Raw genomic sequence first — 16,478 nt, 5'->3', positions numbered from 1 at the left:
CGTCAGACGACCGGCGGTCGGGTGAGGTCGAAGAGGTCGATCTGCTTCTCCTCGAACAGCGCTTCCAGCGCGTCCGGGCCGTTGGCGTCGAGGTAGTCGCGTTCACTGTCCGAGATGGGCACGACCATCAGCCACGCCACCGTCTTGTCCGGCAACTCCAGCGTGCCCGGATCGTCGCCCCACAGGAACGGCGACACGAAGAACAGGTGCGGCAGCGGGCTCTCCGGCGCGTACATCCGCACCACTTCGGGGAAAACCGCACCCGGGGCGCAGAACCACTTGTCGTTGACGACGCAGAACGCCGCGGTGGACACCACGTTGGCGAAGAACTCGACCGAGCTGTCGCAGGCGCCGAGGATCTCCACGCGCGCCGGGTACTCCTCGCCGTCGAGCTCCAGCGGGTGGTCCGACAGGCCCAGCGTGGCGTACGAGGTCACGCCGCCCGCCGGGCTGTCCGGGACTTCCAGGACGTCGACGGCGTTGCGCTCGTCGTCGTCGTAGAACCGCGTGACCGTCGGCCTGCCGCCGAACGCCGCGGCGGCGGCGCGGGCGATAGCCCGGTTGGACTCCGAGGCGGCCACGGCTCAGCGACCCCCGTCACGGTCCGAAGTAGTCACTGGTGTGGTCCTCTCCGCGGTGGCTCTGGTTGGACTTGGGCAGCTCGGGCCGGTAGTGGCCGGGGTCGTTGTGCTCGTCGAGGAACTTGTCCCGGTCGATGCCCCGCTTGCCCGCGCTCTCCTGGTGCTTGCGGAACTCGTAGCCCGGCTTGTGGCCCATGTCCCAGCGCTGGTTCTTGCGCATCACCTTGCCGGTCAACGGGTCGCGCACCTTGCCGTCCTTGGACGCCTTGGCCGCGGCGTCCCAGACCTTGTCGCGCACTCCCTTCCGGTAGCCCGACGGCCGCTCGTACCGCTTGTCGACCTTAGCGGCTCCGGTGGTCGGGGGCTTGGCACCCTTGCCCGTCGCGGCACGGGCCCGCGTGGACGGCGACGGGGCCTTGTCGATGCGCTTGAGCGCCGTCTTCGCGCGCTTCGACGCGACCTGCACGTCGCCCGCGACCCGCTCCAGCTTGCGCATGGCGGCGGGCACCAGCTTCATCGCCCGGGAGATCCGGCCCACGCCGTCACACCCACTCGGCGATGAGCGCCAGCAGGTCCGCCACCACCGCGACGGTGCCGATGCCGAGGGTGACCCCGGTGGCCGCCAGCCAGATCGGGATCCGCTTGAGGATGATCTTGACCAGTTCGGCGATGAGCTCCTGCACGATCAGCCGGACCGCGGCGACCACGAGCCCGGCGGCCTCGACCGCGTTCGCCACGCTCTTCGCCGCTGCTCCCGAGGCCAGCAGCCCGTCGACCTGCTCGGCGGCCTGCGCCCGGTAGGCGTCGCCGGTTTCGCCGGTCCAGCCGGAGGTGTCGGTCTGCACGTAGTTCTTCAGGTCCACGGCGCTCTCGGTCGCCGCGCGCCCCTGTTCGCGCCAGTGCTCGGCGTAGGCCTGGATCGCGCCGGGGTCGCCCGCGAACTCGTTCAGCGCGTCCCGCAGCGGTTGCACGTGTTCGAGCACCCACTGCACACCGCTGCTGACCAGCGCGTCCACCGGGTTCGCCAGGTAGCCCAGCGCTTCGATGCCGGTGTTGAGGTCCAGGTCGGCCCAGTTGCCCGAGGAGATCGTCGACGACAGCTGCTCGATCGTCGCGCTGAGCCCGGTCTCGGTGTCGGTCATCCCAGCACCTCCGAGATGGCGGCGAGGTTGCCCGTGTTGGCGCTCTCGGTCGCGGTGTAGTCGGTGACGGTGCCGCCCATCATCGCCGAGGTGTGGTCCACCGACTCGGCCCCGGCCCGCAACAGCTCGGCCGCCTCGGTCACCATCGGTTGCAGCAGCGACGGGATGAACGCCCCCACGATCCCGAACGCGTTGGGCACCGAACCACCGGAACCCGCCGCCGCACTGGTCCGGTTGAGCGAATCCGCGACCGCGTTCAGGTGTTCGCGGTGTGCGGCCAACTCATCGGTGACGTACTTGTACCCAGGCTGAGCCACGGCGTCCCTCCTACCGGTAACGGATCGCGCGCGGACAGTGTAGGAAGCGGCTGCGGCATACTGGGGCCGTTCTCGTCGATCCACCCCGATTGGCCCAGGAAGGACAGCGCCGTGCCATCGACCGGACCCGCGGACATGGAGCGCCAGATCGACGAGTGGGCCACCCAGGTCCGCGCGAAAGCCGAGACCTACCAACGCCTCAACACCGAGATGGACTCCATCACGGGCACCGGGGAGGCGGCGGGCGGGGACGTCCGGGTCACGGTCAACCGAGCGGGCGTGGTGACAGCGCTGGAACTACCCGAACAACTCTCGGGTATGCGCGGCCCGACCCTCTCCGGCGAGATCATGCGCGCCATCCAACGCGCGCAGGCGACCTTGGGGGACAAGGTGGTCGGCCTGATGAGGGAGCGGGTCCCGGAGGACACCGCCAGCATCGCCACGACCGCCGACGCCTATGCCCGCCAATTCCCGGACGTAGACGGCGAAAGCGACACCCCGGCCACCCCCACCCCCAAGCCGCCGACCACAACCGACGACCTGGATTCCTTCGACGCCAACGCCTTCCGAACAGTCTTCGACAACCCCGACCAGTTCTGAACGGCTGTTCGGATCAGCCCTTCGGGGCAGACGAGCGGACAGCAAAGAAGGGCAGACGGAAGGAACAGAAGGGAAGGGACAGGCGAACCGAGCCACCGCTGCAACCGCCGCCAGATCCCAGCCCTCACCCACCTCGACGCGACTTGGCTAAGCCGGGCTCATCCCGCAACCGGTGTCCGCGTGCCCGTCTCACTTCGACGCGACTTGGCCATGCCGGGCCCACCCCGTAACCGCCGCAGAATCCCAGCCCACCACCGAACGCAACGCGCCCCCACCATTCGCCTTGATTGGGTGGGCTTGCTTTGCGTGGGGGGACGAGCCTGCCAAGCTGTCCCGCGGGTGGGGTGGGCTTGCCCCTCCCACCGCTCTTCCCCACCGCAGGCTCGAAGGGGCCCCGCGCAAAGCAAGTTCGCCCAATCGAGGCCCCACATCTTTTCCGCGAACAGCCGGACAAACCCAACGCGCCCAGCAAAGCCAAACCAAAGCCCTACGCGGAACCCCGAACTTCCTTCCGCGCCCCAGGCCGATTCCGCCGCACCGTGTGCACCACGAACAGCGTCAACAACAACAACAGCACCCCACCACCAGCACCCACCAACGCAACCCGCATCGGCGTCCAGTCCTTCTGCTCCGGCGCAGGCATCACCGCCCGCACATCCAACGCCGGATCCGCCGCCACCCCCTGCTCGCTCGGGATCAACGTCGTCAACGCCCCAATGGGATTGATCATCCCGTACCCCACCAGGTTGTCCCGCCCCCCAGGCGCGGCCGGGTGCGACGACGACAACTTCACCCGCTCCATCACCTGCTTCGCCGTCAACTCCGGATACCGCTCCCGGATCAACGCCGCCAGCCCCGCCACATACGGCGCCGCGAAACTCGTCCCCTGGATCGACACCTGCTTGTTCCCCGGCAGCACCTGCATGTTCGCCAGCCCGTCCGTAGCCGGGTCCAGCGAAATGATGTCCGTCCCCGGCGCCGCCACCGTCACCCACGGCCCCTGCACCGAGAACTCCGCCGGGTCCCCGTTCCGGTTCATCGCCGCCACCGAGATCACGTAGTCCGAGAACCACGGCGGCGTCACGATGTGCGTCGGTCGATTCGGGTCGATCCCGTTCCGCTGGTCCGGGCAACCGTGCTCACCGGTGTTGCCCGCGGACGCCACCAGCACCACGTTCTTCTGCTCGAACGCGTACCGCAGCGCCGCCTGCAGCTGCTTCTCCGCCTCGGTGATCGGCCCGCTGGCCACCGGCCGGCAGTTGTCCACCGACATGTTGATGACCGACGCGCCCTGGTTCGCCGCCGACACGACCGCCTTGGCCAGCGTTTCCAGGGTGCCCGCGGGCAGGTCCTCGCCCTCGGGCTTGGCCGCGGTCGGCCGGTTGCCCTTGTAGTTCGCGCTGGACTGGCGGATCGAGAGGATCTGCGCGTCCGGCGCGATGCCCTTGAACCCGATGTCGCTGCCCGCGGGCGGGTTCGCCGCGATGATGCCCGCCACCTCGGTGCCGTGCCCGTCGCAGTCCTCGAGGCCGCGCTTGTCCGGGATGACGAAGTCGCCGCCGGGCAGCACCCGGCCGCCGAAGTACGCGTGCTGCTTGACCCCGGTGTCGATCACCGCGACGACCTGGCCCTTGCCGGTGGCGAAGTGGTGCAGCTCGTCGAAGCGCAGCTGCAGCTGGCCCCACGGCTTGTTCTTCAGGTCCGTGCCCTGGTTCAGCGACCCGATGCACTCGTTGGCCAGGTTGTACTTGGTGTCCGGGTCGGTCCCGCCGGGCAGGGGGAAGTCCGCGGGCAGCGGCGGCGGCTTGGCCATGGAGTCCGGCTTGGCGGGCGCGGGGGACGACGGCTGGGAGGACGGTTGCGCGGCCGCGGGTAACGGGAGGGCGACCGCGATGGCCGCGACGGTGATCGAGGCCGCGAGCCTGCTTGCGGTGCGGCGCATCAGAACGACACGTGCCGCAGCGTCGCGTACAGGTCCATCACGGCCAGCGCCAGCGGCAGCACCACCGCGATGCAGATGGCCTCGATGACCTCGACCGTGCGCCGCAGCGGTGGCGAGAACCGCTGCTCCGGGAACACCACGCCGAGCACCAGCGCGGCGCCGCCGATCAGCACGAGCGCGCCGAACACCCACAGCAGCCGGTCGAAGGTGTCCGCGCCGAACAGCCAGCCGAACAGGATCCCGGCCGCGGCCAGCATCCCCGTGCCCAGCAACGCGATCGCCTGGCTGCCGTTGGCGTACGTGCGGCCGCGCAGCAGCAGCACCAGCGTCGCCACCACACCGAGCAGCACGCCCCACAGGCCCGGCGCCGCGGCGGCCACCACGGCGCCGATCGCCGCCGCCGCGCCGCAGCCGATGATCATGCCGGTCATGTACTCGTGCGCCAGGCCCGCGCGCCGCTCGATCGAGCGGTAGTCCGGGAAGCCGGTGTCCTCCTTGAGGTCCTCGGCGCTGCCCGGCACGTTCGGCAGCGGCAGCCGCGCCAGCTGGATCGTCAACCGGGGCAGCACCGACAGCGCGCCGAGCGCGAACGCCACCGTGCCCGCCGCGATCCCGGCCGCCGGGTGCGCGACCAGCGTCGCCACCGCGAACGCGATCACCCCGAGGGCCGCCGCGGTGCCCGCCGCGACGAACGTGGTGATCCCCGCGCCGATCAGCATGATCGCCGCGGACGCCACGATCAGCACCAGCGCCGAGGCCAGCAGCAGGCTCGCCCGGCCGGGCAGGCCCGGCACGATCGAGAGCCCGCTGACGAACGCCAGCGGCAGACCGCCCGCCGCCGCGATCAGCACGCCGGTGGTCTTCGCCTGGTAGCCGCGGGCGAACACCGCGCCCAGCGCGACCGCGACGACCGCGCCCGTGCCGCCGGTGACCGCGGGCCCGAGGTGCCCGCCGCCGAACAGCGGCCCGGCCATCAGCACCGCGAGGGCGCCCACCAGCAGCGCCAGCGCGCCCGCGATGTGCCCGATGCGGTTCGCCGTCTGCTTCGTCCACGGGCGGTAGCTGTCCGGGGTCGACTCGGCGATGGCGTCGACCACGTCGTCGAACAGCGGCTGCGGCGGGTTCTCGGCGCGCTTGCGCAGCTGCAGCAGCTCACCGTCCACCACGCCGAGCGAACCGAGGGTGCGGCTCGGGTCCAGCGGGCTGTCGCCCAGCTTCGCCAGGCACCACCCGCCGTGCCGCGCGCCGCCGTCCGGTGTGGCCTCCTCGGCCATCTTCAACAGCATCGGCAGCAGGTCGGCCACCGCCACGTCCACGGGCAACGCCACGTCGATGCGCCGGTTCGGCGCGACCACCGTCACCCGGCTGAACACGGTCGTACCGGTCGCCACTGCCTGCCCCCTCGACTTCTGTCCCAGGTCTGCGCTGTCCACAGGCCCGTGAGTTGTCCACAGGTCTGTTCGTCCCCACCCCACCGGGGCCGGAACCGGTCCTAGTATGGCCGCACCGGTGTCGCCGCTCGCGGCGGTTCGGCCAAGTCGGCGGGCACGGCGGGGCGCGACCGGGAAATCGATGGCGGATTCCGCGTCGAACCGAGCGAAATCCCACGAGGGGGACGACATGGCGGGAGCGGAAGCGTCCCGGCGCGACGCGGCGTTCGTGCCGCGGCTGCTGCCGGTGCCCGCTGTCGTCGCCGCGGCGGCCTTGGCGGTGCTGGTGTTCCTGGCGGCCGGGCACCACCCGGTGGCGCTGTTCCCCGGTGTCGCCTGCCTGGTCGCGCTGGTGGCCGCGGTGTGGTCCCGGCCGGACGCCCCGGCCTGGCTCGGGCTCGGCGTGGTCGCGCTGTCCGCCGTCGCCGCGTCGACAGTCCTGCTGTACCTGGCGGGCGGGCACAACACGTCGTCGCTGCTCATCGGGGCCCTGATCGCCGCGCTGACCGCGGGCGCGCTGATCGTCCGCCGCCCCAAGGGCCCGATCGCCCTCGACGGCTGGCTGGGCGTCGCCGCCACCGCGACGGCGGGTGCCGTGGTCATCGCCGGGCTGGTGCCCGACGCCAAGACCGGGCCGGTCGTCGACCTGCTGCCCGCCGACCCGCTCCGCCACCTCCAGTTCAGCGGGCTGCTGCTACTCACCGCCACCGGCCTGATGGTGGCCCGCCGCGCCGCCGGGCCTGCCCGGTTCGCCCTGCACCTGCTGCTCACGGCGGCGACCGCGCTGCTGGTCTACCTGCTCGCCATCACCGGCGCCGGGTCCGTCGTCGTCACCCTGGGTGTGGCGCACGCGCTGGTCGCGGTCGCCGCGCTGGTGGCCGCGGGCCGAGCCGGATCGTCCGAACGCGCCGGGTAGCCGCCGGTGGTTCGGTAGTTTCTCCCCGAGCCAGCCCCACCATCCGCCAGTCGAGTCGAAGAGGTGTCCACCCGGTGAGCACGCTGCAGTTCAAGCGTTCGCCCCGCCTCGCCGCGCCGCGGCAGCCCGGCGGCGAGGTCCACCTGGAACCGCCGCCCGAGGTGCCCCGCGTCATCCCCGGCAACATCGTGATGAAGCTGCTGCCCGCGGTGATGATCGTGGCGTCGGTGGGCATGATGGCGTTCATGTTCGTCGTGGGCGGCAGGCAGCCCACGTCCCTGCTCTTCGGCGGCATGTTCCTGATGTCGACCGTCGGCATGATGGCGGGCGGCATGGGCGGGCGCGGCGGCGGCCAGAAGAAGGCCGAGATGAACGAGGACCGCAAGGACTACCTGCGCTACCTCGGCCAGATGCGCGACCGGGCCCGCGAGGCCGCGCTGGAGCAGCGCGCCGCCCTGGAGTGGACCCACCCCGACCCGCAGGCGCTGTGGTCGATCGCCACCAGCAGGCGCATGTGGGAACGCCGCCAGTCCGACTCCGACTTCTGCCACCTGCGCGTCGGCCGCGGCTCCCAGCGGCTGGCCACCCGCCTGGTACCGCCGCAGACCGGGCCGGTCGACGAACTCGAACCCATCGCCACCCTGGCGCTGCGCCGCTTCGTGCGCGCCCACTCCATCGTCCCCGACCTGCCCATCCAGGTCGCGATCCGCGGCTTCGCGGCCGTCGGCGTCAGCGGCGACCGGGCCCTGGCCCGCGGCCTCACCCGCGCGCTGCTGGCCCAGCTGGTCACCTTCCACTCCCACGACGACGTGCTGATCGCCGTCGTCACCTCCGGCAAGGCCAAGGCCGAGTGGGAGTGGGCCAAGTGGCTCCCGCACACCCAGCACCCGACCATGGTCGACGGCATCGGCCAGATGCGGCTGATGGCCTCCTCGCTGGCCCAGGTCGAGCAGTGGCTCGGCGACGAGATCCGCGACCGGCAGCGGTTCACCCGCAACTCCCCGCCCCAGCCGGACCAGCCGCAGGTCGTCATCATCATCGACGACGGCGAGGTCACCCACGAGGAAGCCGTCCTGCTCTCCGAGGGCAAGGTCGGCGTCACCCTCATCGACCTGTCCGAGACCCTCGGCACCCTCACCGCCCGGCGCGGCCTGCGCCTGGTCGTCGAACCCGACCGGCTCGGCGCGCGCAGCGCCAGCGGCGTCGAGTGGTTCGCCGAGCCGGACACGCTGACCACCGCCGAGGCCGAGGCGCTGGCCCGCAAGCTCTCCCCGTACCGGGTCAACACCTCCGTCGTCGACACCGCCGACGAGGAGCCGCTGCTGTCCAACCCGACGCTGCTGGAGCTGCTCGGCATCCCCGGCGACCCGATGACCTTCGACGTGCAGCACGCGTGGCGGCCCCGGCCGGTGCGCGACCGCTACCGGGTCCCGTTCGGCGTCGGCGAGCACGGGCAGGCCGTCGAGCTGGACATCAAGGAAGCGGCCATGGAGGGCATGGGCCCGCACGGCCTGTGCATCGGCGCGACCGGCTCCGGCAAGTCGGAGTTCCTGCGCACCCTGGTGCTGGGCATGCTGGCCACGCACTCGTCGTCCACGCTGAACTTCGTCCTCGTCGACTTCAAGGGTGGCGCGACGTTCCTCGGCCTCGACGACGCGCCGCACGTCGCCGCCACCATCACCAACCTGCAGGGCGACCTGACCCTGGTGGACCGCATGCGCGACGCGCTCGCCGGTGAGATGAACCGGCGGCAGGAGGCGCTGAAGAACGGCGGCAACTTCAAGAACGTGTGGGAGTACGAGAAGGCCCGCGAGAACGGCGCCGACCTCGACCCGCTGCCCGCGCTGTTCATCGTGGTCGACGAGTTCTCCGAGCTGCTCGCCGCGAAACCGGACTTCATCGACCTGTTCGTCGCGATCGGTCGACTCGGGCGGTCGCTGCAGATGCACATGCTGCTCGCCTCGCAGCGACTCGAAGAGGGCAAGCTGCGCGGCCTCGACTCGCACCTGTCCTACCGGATCGGTCTGAAGACGTTCTCCGCCGCGGAGTCCCGCGCCGCGATCGGCGTGCCGGACGCGTTCGAGCTGCCGTCGATCCCCGGCTCGGGCTACCTCAAGTACGACACCAGCACCATGGTGCGGTTCAAGGCGTCCTACGTGTCCGGGCCGTACCGGGCCGCGGGCGGGCAGGTGGCCGGGCCCGCCGCGGCGGTGACCGGCGACCGGCGCGCGAAGCTGTTCGTGCCCGACTACGTCGAGATCCCCAAGGAACCGGAGAAGCCCGCCGAGGCGCCGAAGCCGGAGGTCAAGCCCGAGGGCGGCACCGAGGTCAGCGAGCTCGACGTGATCGTCAAGCGGCTGGAGAACCAGGGGCCGGGCGCGCACGAGGTGTGGCTGCCGCCGCTCAACGACCCCAGCTCGCTGGACCTGCTGCTGCCGCCGCTGCAGCTCACCGAGGACCGCGGCCTCTCGCCGGTCGGGTTCTTCGCCAACGGCAGGCTCCAGGTGCCGCTCGGCATCATCGACAAGCCGTTCGAGCAGCGCCGCGACACCCTGTGGGCCGACTTCTCCGGCGCCGCCGGGCACGCCGCCATCGCGGGCGGGCCGCAGTCGGGCAAGTCGATGATGCTGCGCACGCTGATCATGTCGATGGCGCTGACGCACACCCCGCAGGAGGTGCAGTTCTACTGCGTCGACCTCGGCGGTGGCACGCTCGGCTCGCTCGACGGGCTGCCGCACGTCGGCGGCGTGGCCGGTCGCATCGACCCGGACAAGGTCCGGCGCATGATCGCCGAGGTCACCAGCTTGGTGACCGAGCGGGAGCAGCGCTTCCGCGACCTCGGCGTCGACTCGATGACCGACTTCCGCAACCGCAAGCGCCGCGGCGAGGTCCAGGACGACCCGTTCGGCGACGTGTTCCTCGTCGTCGACGGCTGGCTCAACTTCCGCCAGGAGTTCGAGGCGCTGGAGATGCAGGTCGTCAACCTGGCCGCGCAGGGCCTCTCGTTCGGCATCCACGTGATCGTGGCCGCCAACCGGTGGGCGGAGATCCGGCCCGCGCTCAAGGACCTGCTCGGCACCCGGTTCGAGCTGCGCCTCGGTGACCCGAGCGAGTCCGATGTGGACCGTCGGGTCGCGGTGAACGTGCCGTCCGGCAGGCCGGGCCGCGGTCTGTCGCGCGACAAGCTGCACTTCCTCACCGGCCTGCCGCGCGTCGACACCTCCAGCGACACCGAGACGGTGGCCGCCGGGGTGCAGGACGCGGTCGCCAAGATCAAGTCCGCCTGGCGCGGCCCCACCGCGCCGCGGGTCCGCCTGCTGCCGGAGCTGATGTCCTACGAGGACCTGCTGGCCATCGACGGGCACCGGGACAGCAGGCTGGTGCCGATCGGCGTCGACGAGAACGACCTGGCCCCGGTCTACCTCGACTTCGACGCCGAACCCCACTTCGTCGCCTTCGCCGACGGCGAGTCCGGCAAGACCAACCTGCTGCGCGTCATCGCGCGCGGCATCATGGACCGCTACGTCGCGAAGAAGGAAGCGGTCATCCTCCTGATCGACTACCGGCGCACCATGCTGGGCTTCGTCAACACCGACCACCTGATGGAGTACGCGGTCTCCTCCAACCAGCTGGGCAACGTGATCAAGACGGTCCGCGACTCGATGCTCAAGCGGCTCCCCGGGCCGAACGTGACGCAGGAGGAGCTGCGGAACCGGTCCTGGTGGAAGGGCCCCGAGCTGTTCGTCCTGGTCGACGACTACGACCTGGTGGCCCCGCAGGGGAACAACCCGCTGCAACCCCTGGCCGAGTTCCTCCCGCAGGCCAAGGACGTGGGCCTGCACGTCATCGCCGTCCGCCGCACCGGTGGCGCGAGCCGGGCGATGTTCGACCCGATCCTCGGCAAGCTCCGCGAGATCGCCAGCCCGGGTCTGGTCGGCAGCGGCAGCAAGGACGAGGGAAACCTGCTGGGCACGGTCAAGCCGTCCGCCATGCCCCCGGGCCGCGGCACCCTGGTCAGCCGCAAGGTGGGCCAGTCCCTCATGCACATCGCCTGGATCTCCCCCGACTAACCACCCCGCCACACCTCCGCGACCCGCCCCTGGCCACCGCCGGGGGCGGGTCGCGCCTTCCGCCTCGGTGCGTGCCGTGGCTCATCCGTACCCGCGCTTGCCCGATCCGCCGAGATCGACGAATCGCCGGTTCGCCGGTTCGCCCTCCGCGCATTCGAGCAACGGAAATGATCATGATCGGGTTTCCGCATTCCGGTAGCTCGATGGCGGGAACCATTCCGCCACCCGTTGGTGATCAATGGTTGCCGCCCCGCCCCCGGAAGCGCCATTCGCGAGAACGGGTGGAGGATGGGGGCGGTCAGGGCCTACGAGTGGAACCGGGGCGGGTTGTGGCGGTGCGGGTGGCGGTCGACTTCGGGACGTCCAGCACGTGTGTCGCCCTGTCCGTGGACGAGCGGGAACCGCAGGTGGTGGTCGTCGACGGGGGGCCGTTGTTCGCCTCCGCCGTGTGGGCGGGTGCCAACGGCGCGTTGTTCGTGGGGGCCGAGGCGGAGCGGCAGGCGGCCCTCGACCCGTCGCGCTACGAGCCGCACCCGAAGCGGCGGGTCGATGACGGGCAGCTGTTGCTCGGTGACGTCGTCGTGTCGGTCGAGGCGGTGTTCCGGGCGGTGCTGACCCGGGCCGTCGACGAGGCCCGGCGGGTGGCGGGTGGCGCGCCGGTCGACCAGCTGGTGCTCACCCACCCCGCCGACTGGGGCGGCACCCGCACCCAGGTCCTGCGCCGCGCCGCGACCGGGTTGGCGGCCCGGCTCGAGCTGGTGCCGGAACCGGTCGCCGCCGCCGTCTTCCACGCCGCGAACTTCCGGCCGCGCCGACCGGACCCGCCCGCGCCCGCGACCGGTCCGATCCCGCAACCCCCGGCGCCGTGGAACACCCAGCGGCCCCAGCGGGTCGCGCAGCCGTGGGGTGTCCCCCGGGGCGGCCAGGAGGGCGACGCGGTCGCCGTGCTCGACCTCGGCGGCGGCACGGTGGACGTCAGCGTCGTCCAGGCCCGGCCCGCGTCCTTCGCGCGTCCCGCCTCCTTCTACGTCCTGGACACCAAGGGCAATCCCGACTTCGGCGGCGCCGACATCGACCAGGCCATCATGGACCACCTCGGCGCCGCCGCCGCCGATCCCGCTGCCTGGCAAGCGCTTGCCGAGGGGCGCGACCTGGTCGACCGGCGGCGCAGGCGGGTGCTGCGGCAGGACATCCGCAACGCCAAGGAAACGCTCTCCCGCCACCCCTACACCGACATCCCGCTCCCGCCACCGTTCCACGACGCCCACCTCACCCGCGACGACCTGGAACGCCTGATCGCCCACCAGGTCTCCGCCGCCGCCGACCTCACCACCGCCGCCATCCGCGAGTCCGGTGTCACCCCCGGTCAGCTGTCGGGGGTCTTCCTCGTCGGCGGCTCCAGCCGGATCCCGATGGTCGCCCGCCTCGTCGCCGAGCGCACCGGCGTCGTGCCCGTGACCCTGGACCAACCCGAGACCGTCGTCGCCCGGGGTGCCTTGCGGGCCGTCAAAGTGGACGACGCGCCGCGGCCCGCGCCCAGGGCCGTCGTCCCGCCGCCGCCCCCACCTCCCGCGCCCGTCAAGCAGCCGAAGCGGAAAGCGCCCATCTTCATCGCTGCCGCGGTCGCCGTCGTCGCGGCCGGTGTGGCGGCCTTCTTCCTCATCCCCGCGGGCGAGCAGGATCCCGGTCGCTACGTGGACAGCTACCAGTACCGCTTCGCCCTCCCCGACGGTTGGCGGCAGACCGGCGGCAACCCGAACCTGCTGCGCACCGAGATCAAACCCATCGGCGCCGAGCGCGGGGCCGACCTGCTGATCGTGCAGGAGCGGCAGCTCAGCTTCGACAGCGGCGCCGAGCGGGACCGCGCCGTCTCCCGGCTGCGCGAGGACTACGCGAAGGGCGGGCAGGCGTTCTCCGGCTTCACCGAGCAGACCAGCTTCGGCGGCCGCAACGTCATCTACTACCGCGAGTCGTTGCCCGCGGACAACGCGACCGTGGAGTGGTACGTCCTGCTGCAAGGTAGGTTCCAGGTGAGCGTCGGCTGCCAGTACACCCCGGACGGCCGTGACGCCGTGCAGAGCGCGTGTGGGACCGTGGTGCGGTCGCTGGTCGTGACCGGCTGAGCGGTATCGGGTTGGGAGGCGGGGCGATGACCGGACCGAACCAGGGTTTCGCGGACGCGGTGGCGCGCTTCCGGGCCGAGTTGGACGCCGCGGTGACCCGCGCCCGCCGCGCGTCGGCCGAGGGCCGCGAGCTGAGCGCGGCGTTCCGCCGGGACGTGCACCGGCACGCCTCCCGGCAGTCCGCCGTCGACGAGCAGGCCCCCCGGCCGGTCGCCCCGCACGACCCCGACGACGACGACTTCTCGCAGCACCAGATCCTCTTCCACGGGGGCTGACCTGCGGCGATCGTTCACCAACGGGAACCGCCGACGACATCGTCACACCCGTCAAACACCGTCCCACCTGCGGGTTCCGGCCGGGACCGTTAACGGGAGCAACGACATCGCGGCAACCGCCACCGAGGCGGAACCAAACCTGGCAGGGTCTTCGTCGTAAGCGGCGTACACAACGAAGAACGTGTGCGACCCAACCACAAGCCAGGGGGTTTCTCCCGATGTCCGGTTACGGAATCACGCCAGAAGAGATGGCCAAGGCCGCTACCGACGTTGACAACGTCAACGAGGAGAGCCGCAACGCGCTGGGCTCGCTGCGCAACAACCTCACGCCGCTGCACGACAACTGGCAGGGTCAGGCCAGCGCCGCGTTCGCCACCCTCATGCAGCGCTTCGACGACGACGCCCGCAAGCTGCACGACGCGCTGCAGGGCATCTCCGAGCAGCTCAAGGCCAGCAACACGGCCTACGTCCAGCAGGAAGAGGCCGCGTCCTCCTCGCTGACCAACATCAGCAACGTCCTCGGCGGCTGATTTCCGTTCGGCGCAAGCCTTCTTCTTCACCCCCCGCAAAGACTTAGGGAGTCACCGCAATGCCTAACGGCGACATCATCAAGGTCAATTTCGCCGAGGTCGCCAACGCGGCCCAGTCGATCACCTCCACCTCGGGTCAGCTGGAGACCCTGCTGGGCGACCTCAAGTCGCGCCTGGCCCCGCTGCGCGCCGGCTACACCGGCCAGGCCGCGGAGCTGTGGGACGCCAAGCAGCGCGAGTGGGACGCCGCCTACGACGACCTGAAGCAGGTCCTGGGCTCCATCGGTACCGCCGTGCGCCAGTCCGGCGAGAACTACCAGGAGACCGAGAGCGCGAACGCCAGCCGCTGGGCGTGAGTCACCGCCAGTGGTCACCGAGGCCCCCGGGAGCAGCTCCCGGGGGCCTCGGCTTTTCCTTGTCGCACAGTCGGTTCCGAGCATCGGCTATCGGGCGCGACCCCGATGGGGGTGCCAGGCTTGGAGTGTCCTCTGTGGACAAGTCAGGGTGATCGGGTGAGCGCGGGCCGGTAGTCGCCCGCCGGTGCGTCGCCCCGGGGGACGTCGATGACGTGATGGAGCGCCCAGCCCTTTCGGTCGGGCATTCGCGCTGTGCCAAGGAGGATGGCACTTCGGCGACCTGGACTCCCTGTGGCTCAACGAATTCCGCGACTTCGCCGAACGGCACCGCGGGCTCTCCGCGCTCGACCGCGACGACCGGCTGCTGCGCTCCGGCCGCGGCGCCGAGCCGGTGCCGCGGCCGGTCGAGCTGGTCGACCGGTTCCCGCACGACGAACGCGTGGCCGCGCGGCTCGTGTCCGCCGCGCTACCCTCGACGGCCGCCAGGGCGACGCGCGGGACTGCACCGGCCGCGCCGAACAGCTCGCCGCGCTGGACCGGTTCCGGTCGTCCGGGGAGAGCGCGCCCCCGTCGGTAGTGATCATCACCGGGACGGCGGGCCGCCTGATCTTGATCACCAGCCGCAACCGGCCGCCTCCCTGCTCGTCCGTGACGATGCCCACCTCACCCCGGCCGCGTCTGTCGCCCGGCCGGGCGGGGGAGCCCGGCTCGCCGTGCCGGACCGCGGCCTCGGGTGACCGAGTGTGCTCGGATCGTTACTCAGCAGTGAATGGCCGATGGTGATCGAAAGCACAATCGCGGTCACCCGGTAGTGGTGGCTCGGCGGTCCGCGGCCGGTGGCTACCATTGCCCAACACCCGGGCCGGTCAGCCGGAACCTGACCTGCGCCGGGCCAGTTCACAGCCGTCAGGCTGGGGGCTGTTTTGACCCTCCAACACCCACCCGGTATCTTCTTACGTTGTTGTGCGGCGCGGGGCGTAAAGCTCGACTGGTCGAACGCGAGTCGAGCCGCGTTGCGCGCCCCTGTACGACCCGCGTCGTACAGGGGTGAGGCCCGCACAGGTACCCATGACGCATGTTGACGATGAGGTAGCTCCGTGCCCACGTACAGCCCTAAGCCCGGCGAAGTCGAACGCGCCTGGCACGTGATCGACGCCGAGGACGTGGTGCTCGGTCGTCTCGCCACGCATGTCGCCACGCTGCTGCGCGGCAAGCACAAGCCCACCTACGCCCCCCACGTGGACACCGGCGACTTCGTCGTCATCGTCAACGCCGAGAAGGTCGTCCTGACCGGCAACAAGCGGGACCAGGCGTTCGCCTACCGGCACAGCGGCTACCCGGGCGGTCTGCGCAAGCAGTCCTTCGGCGAGCTGCTCGACACCCGCCCCGACCGGCTGCTGGAGAAGGTCGTCAAGGGCATGCTGCCGAAGAACAAGCTCGGCCGCGCCCAGGGCAAGAAGCTCAAGGTCTACGCAGGCCCGGAGCACCCGCACGCCGCCCAGCAGCCCACGCCGTTCGAGATTGCGAAGGTCGCCAAGTGAGTGAGGACGTCGTGACCCCCGAGGTCGATGACACCGCCGAGAACACCGAGGCCGTGGACACCGACGTCTACACCTCCGAGTCGCCCGAGTTCGACGCCGAGGTCGAGGCCGGTACCGACGAGGAGCCCGCCGCTCCCGCGCTGCCCCACCTGACCGCCGAGACCGCGCAGACGGTCGGCCGGCGCAAGGAGGCCGTGGTCCGCGTCCGGATCCAGCCCGGCTCCGGCAAGTTCCTCCTCAACGGCAAGTCGCTCGAGGAGTACTTCCCGAACAAGGTGCACCAGCAGCTCATCCGCGAGCCCCTGGTGGTCGTGGAGAAGCCCGAGTCCTTCGACATCCGGGCGAACCTGCACGGCGGCGGCATCACCGGCCAGGCCGGTGCGCTGCGCCTGGCGATCGCCCGCGCGCTGATCGAGCTGGACAGCGAGGACCGCCCGGTCCTGAAGAAGGCGGGCTTCCTGACCCGCGACCCGCGGGCCAAGGAGCGGAAGAAGTACGGCCTGAAGAAGGCCCGCAAGGCGCCGCAGTACAGCAAGCGCTGACCTGCGCCCAGGCACACACCAGCGGGAGCGGCACGTTCGACCTTCGAACAGGCCGCTCCCGCTGGTCGTTTTCCACCCGGTAGTCCCACCGGTCCCACTGGTCGACCCCCGCC

15 protein-coding genes are annotated in these 16,478 nt (G+C 71.1%); 9 read left to right on the top strand and 6 right to left on the bottom strand.

Annotated features, from left to right (window positions below; translation table 11 throughout):
* Positions 1-2: 2 nt before the first annotated feature.
* The 4 genes from V5P93_RS34155 to V5P93_RS34140 are packed head-to-tail and all read right to left on the bottom strand — an operon-like array spanning position 3 to position 2,040.
* On the bottom strand, positions 3-581 hold the full coding sequence (locus V5P93_RS34155) for a suppressor of fused domain protein (RefSeq protein ID WP_104477998.1): 579 nt from the start codon (positions 579-581) through the stop codon (positions 3-5).
* A gap of 16 nt (positions 582-597) precedes the next feature.
* Positions 598-1,119 carry an HNH/ENDO VII family nuclease gene (locus V5P93_RS34150; RefSeq protein ID WP_281261646.1) on the bottom strand — a complete coding sequence of 174 codons (522 nt, stop codon included), beginning with the start codon at positions 1,117-1,119 and terminating at the stop codon, positions 598-600.
* Between the two features lie 4 nt (positions 1,120-1,123).
* A complete protein-coding gene (locus V5P93_RS34145; RefSeq protein WP_104478000.1) occupies positions 1,124-1,723 on the bottom strand; it encodes a WXG100 family type VII secretion target in 600 nt (199 codons plus the stop codon).
* Positions 1,720-2,040: a hypothetical protein gene (locus V5P93_RS34140; RefSeq protein ID WP_104478001.1), complete on the bottom strand. Its 321-nt coding sequence runs from the start codon at positions 2,038-2,040 to the stop codon at positions 1,720-1,722. Before V5P93_RS34140 ends, V5P93_RS34145 begins: the two co-directional genes overlap by 4 nt.
* Before the next feature lie 111 nt (positions 2,041-2,151).
* Here V5P93_RS34140 and V5P93_RS34135 point away from each other — a divergent pair, with 111 nt between their 5' ends.
* The gene (locus V5P93_RS34135; RefSeq protein WP_146107954.1) at positions 2,152-2,640 is read left to right on the top strand and encodes a YbaB/EbfC family nucleoid-associated protein; all 489 of its coding nucleotides are present in this window, start codon (positions 2,152-2,154) and stop codon (positions 2,638-2,640) included.
* A 487-nt stretch (positions 2,641-3,127) separates the two neighbouring features.
* Here the strand turns inward: V5P93_RS34135 and mycP are convergent, their stop codons facing one another.
* Positions 3,128-4,582, bottom strand: a complete 1,455-nt coding sequence (gene mycP / locus V5P93_RS34130; protein WP_104478003.1) for a type VII secretion-associated serine protease mycosin — start codon at positions 4,580-4,582, stop codon at positions 3,128-3,130.
* Positions 4,582-5,973 (bottom strand): type VII secretion integral membrane protein EccD, encoded by a 1,392-nt coding sequence (gene eccD / locus V5P93_RS34125; RefSeq protein ID WP_245931146.1) that lies wholly within the window; start codon positions 5,971-5,973, stop codon positions 4,582-4,584. The genes mycP and eccD overlap by 1 nt, the downstream gene beginning before the upstream one ends.
* 229 nt (positions 5,974-6,202) lie before the next feature.
* Between eccD and V5P93_RS34120 the strand changes: the two genes are divergently transcribed.
* The 8 genes from V5P93_RS34120 (at position 6,203) to rpsI (ending at position 16,365) form a co-directional block, all read left to right on the top strand.
* Positions 6,203-6,928 carry a hypothetical protein gene (locus V5P93_RS34120; protein ID WP_104478004.1) on the top strand — a complete coding sequence of 242 codons (726 nt, stop codon included), beginning with the start codon at positions 6,203-6,205 and terminating at the stop codon, positions 6,926-6,928.
* 74 nt (positions 6,929-7,002) lie between these two features.
* Positions 7,003-10,998, top strand: a complete 3,996-nt coding sequence (gene eccCa, locus V5P93_RS34115; protein ID WP_104478005.1) for a type VII secretion protein EccCa — start codon at positions 7,003-7,005, stop codon at positions 10,996-10,998.
* Between the two features lie 329 nt (positions 10,999-11,327).
* Entirely contained in the window at positions 11,328-13,121 is a 1,794-nt protein-coding gene (locus V5P93_RS34110) for a type VII secretion-associated protein (RefSeq protein WP_245931147.1), read from the top strand.
* Positions 13,122-13,147: 26 nt separating this feature from the next.
* Positions 13,148-13,396: a hypothetical protein gene (locus V5P93_RS34105; protein WP_104478007.1), complete on the top strand. Its 249-nt coding sequence runs from the start codon at positions 13,148-13,150 to the stop codon at positions 13,394-13,396.
* A 218-nt stretch (positions 13,397-13,614) separates the two neighbouring features.
* The gene (locus tag V5P93_RS34100; protein WP_104478008.1) at positions 13,615-13,926 is read left to right on the top strand and encodes a WXG100 family type VII secretion target; all 312 of its coding nucleotides are present in this window, start codon (positions 13,615-13,617) and stop codon (positions 13,924-13,926) included.
* A 59-nt stretch (positions 13,927-13,985) separates the two neighbouring features.
* Positions 13,986-14,282 (top strand): WXG100 family type VII secretion target, encoded by a 297-nt coding sequence (locus tag V5P93_RS34095; protein WP_104478009.1) that lies wholly within the window; start codon positions 13,986-13,988, stop codon positions 14,280-14,282.
* 1,097 nt (positions 14,283-15,379) lie between these two features.
* Positions 15,380-15,823 (top strand): 50S ribosomal protein L13, encoded by a 444-nt coding sequence (rplM, locus tag V5P93_RS34090; protein ID WP_104478010.1) that lies wholly within the window; start codon positions 15,380-15,382, stop codon positions 15,821-15,823.
* 53 nt (positions 15,824-15,876) lie between these two features.
* Positions 15,877-16,365 (top strand): 30S ribosomal protein S9, encoded by a 489-nt coding sequence (gene rpsI / locus V5P93_RS34085; RefSeq protein WP_104478308.1) that lies wholly within the window; start codon positions 15,877-15,879, stop codon positions 16,363-16,365.
* Positions 16,366-16,478: the final 113 nt, after the last annotated feature.

It is taken from the genome of Actinokineospora auranticolor (assembly GCF_041897805.1).
GTDB classification, from domain to species: domain Bacteria; phylum Actinomycetota; class Actinomycetes; order Mycobacteriales; family Pseudonocardiaceae; genus Actinokineospora; species Actinokineospora auranticolor.
The sequence above is the reverse complement of the archived record's forward strand: the minus strand, read 5'-3'. Positions and strand labels throughout refer to the sequence as shown.

Excerpts from the sequence above, each read along its gene's own strand:
- V5P93_RS34105 (WP_104478007.1), top strand. The coding sequence starts at position 13,148 with ATGACCGGACCGAACCAGGGTTTCGCGGACGCGGTGGCGCGCTTCCGG.
- V5P93_RS34095 (WP_104478009.1), top strand. The coding sequence starts at position 13,986 with ATGCCTAACGGCGACATCATCAAGGTCAATTTCGCCGAGGTCGCCAAC.
- mycP (WP_104478003.1), bottom strand. The coding sequence starts at position 4,582 with ATGCGCCGCACCGCAAGCAGGCTCGCGGCCTCGATCACCGTCGCGGCC.
- V5P93_RS34100 (WP_104478008.1), top strand. The coding sequence starts at position 13,615 with ATGTCCGGTTACGGAATCACGCCAGAAGAGATGGCCAAGGCCGCTACC.
- V5P93_RS34145 (WP_104478000.1), bottom strand. The coding sequence starts at position 1,723 with ATGACCGACACCGAGACCGGGCTCAGCGCGACGATCGAGCAGCTGTCG.
- V5P93_RS34120 (WP_104478004.1), top strand. The coding sequence starts at position 6,203 with ATGGCGGGAGCGGAAGCGTCCCGGCGCGACGCGGCGTTCGTGCCGCGG.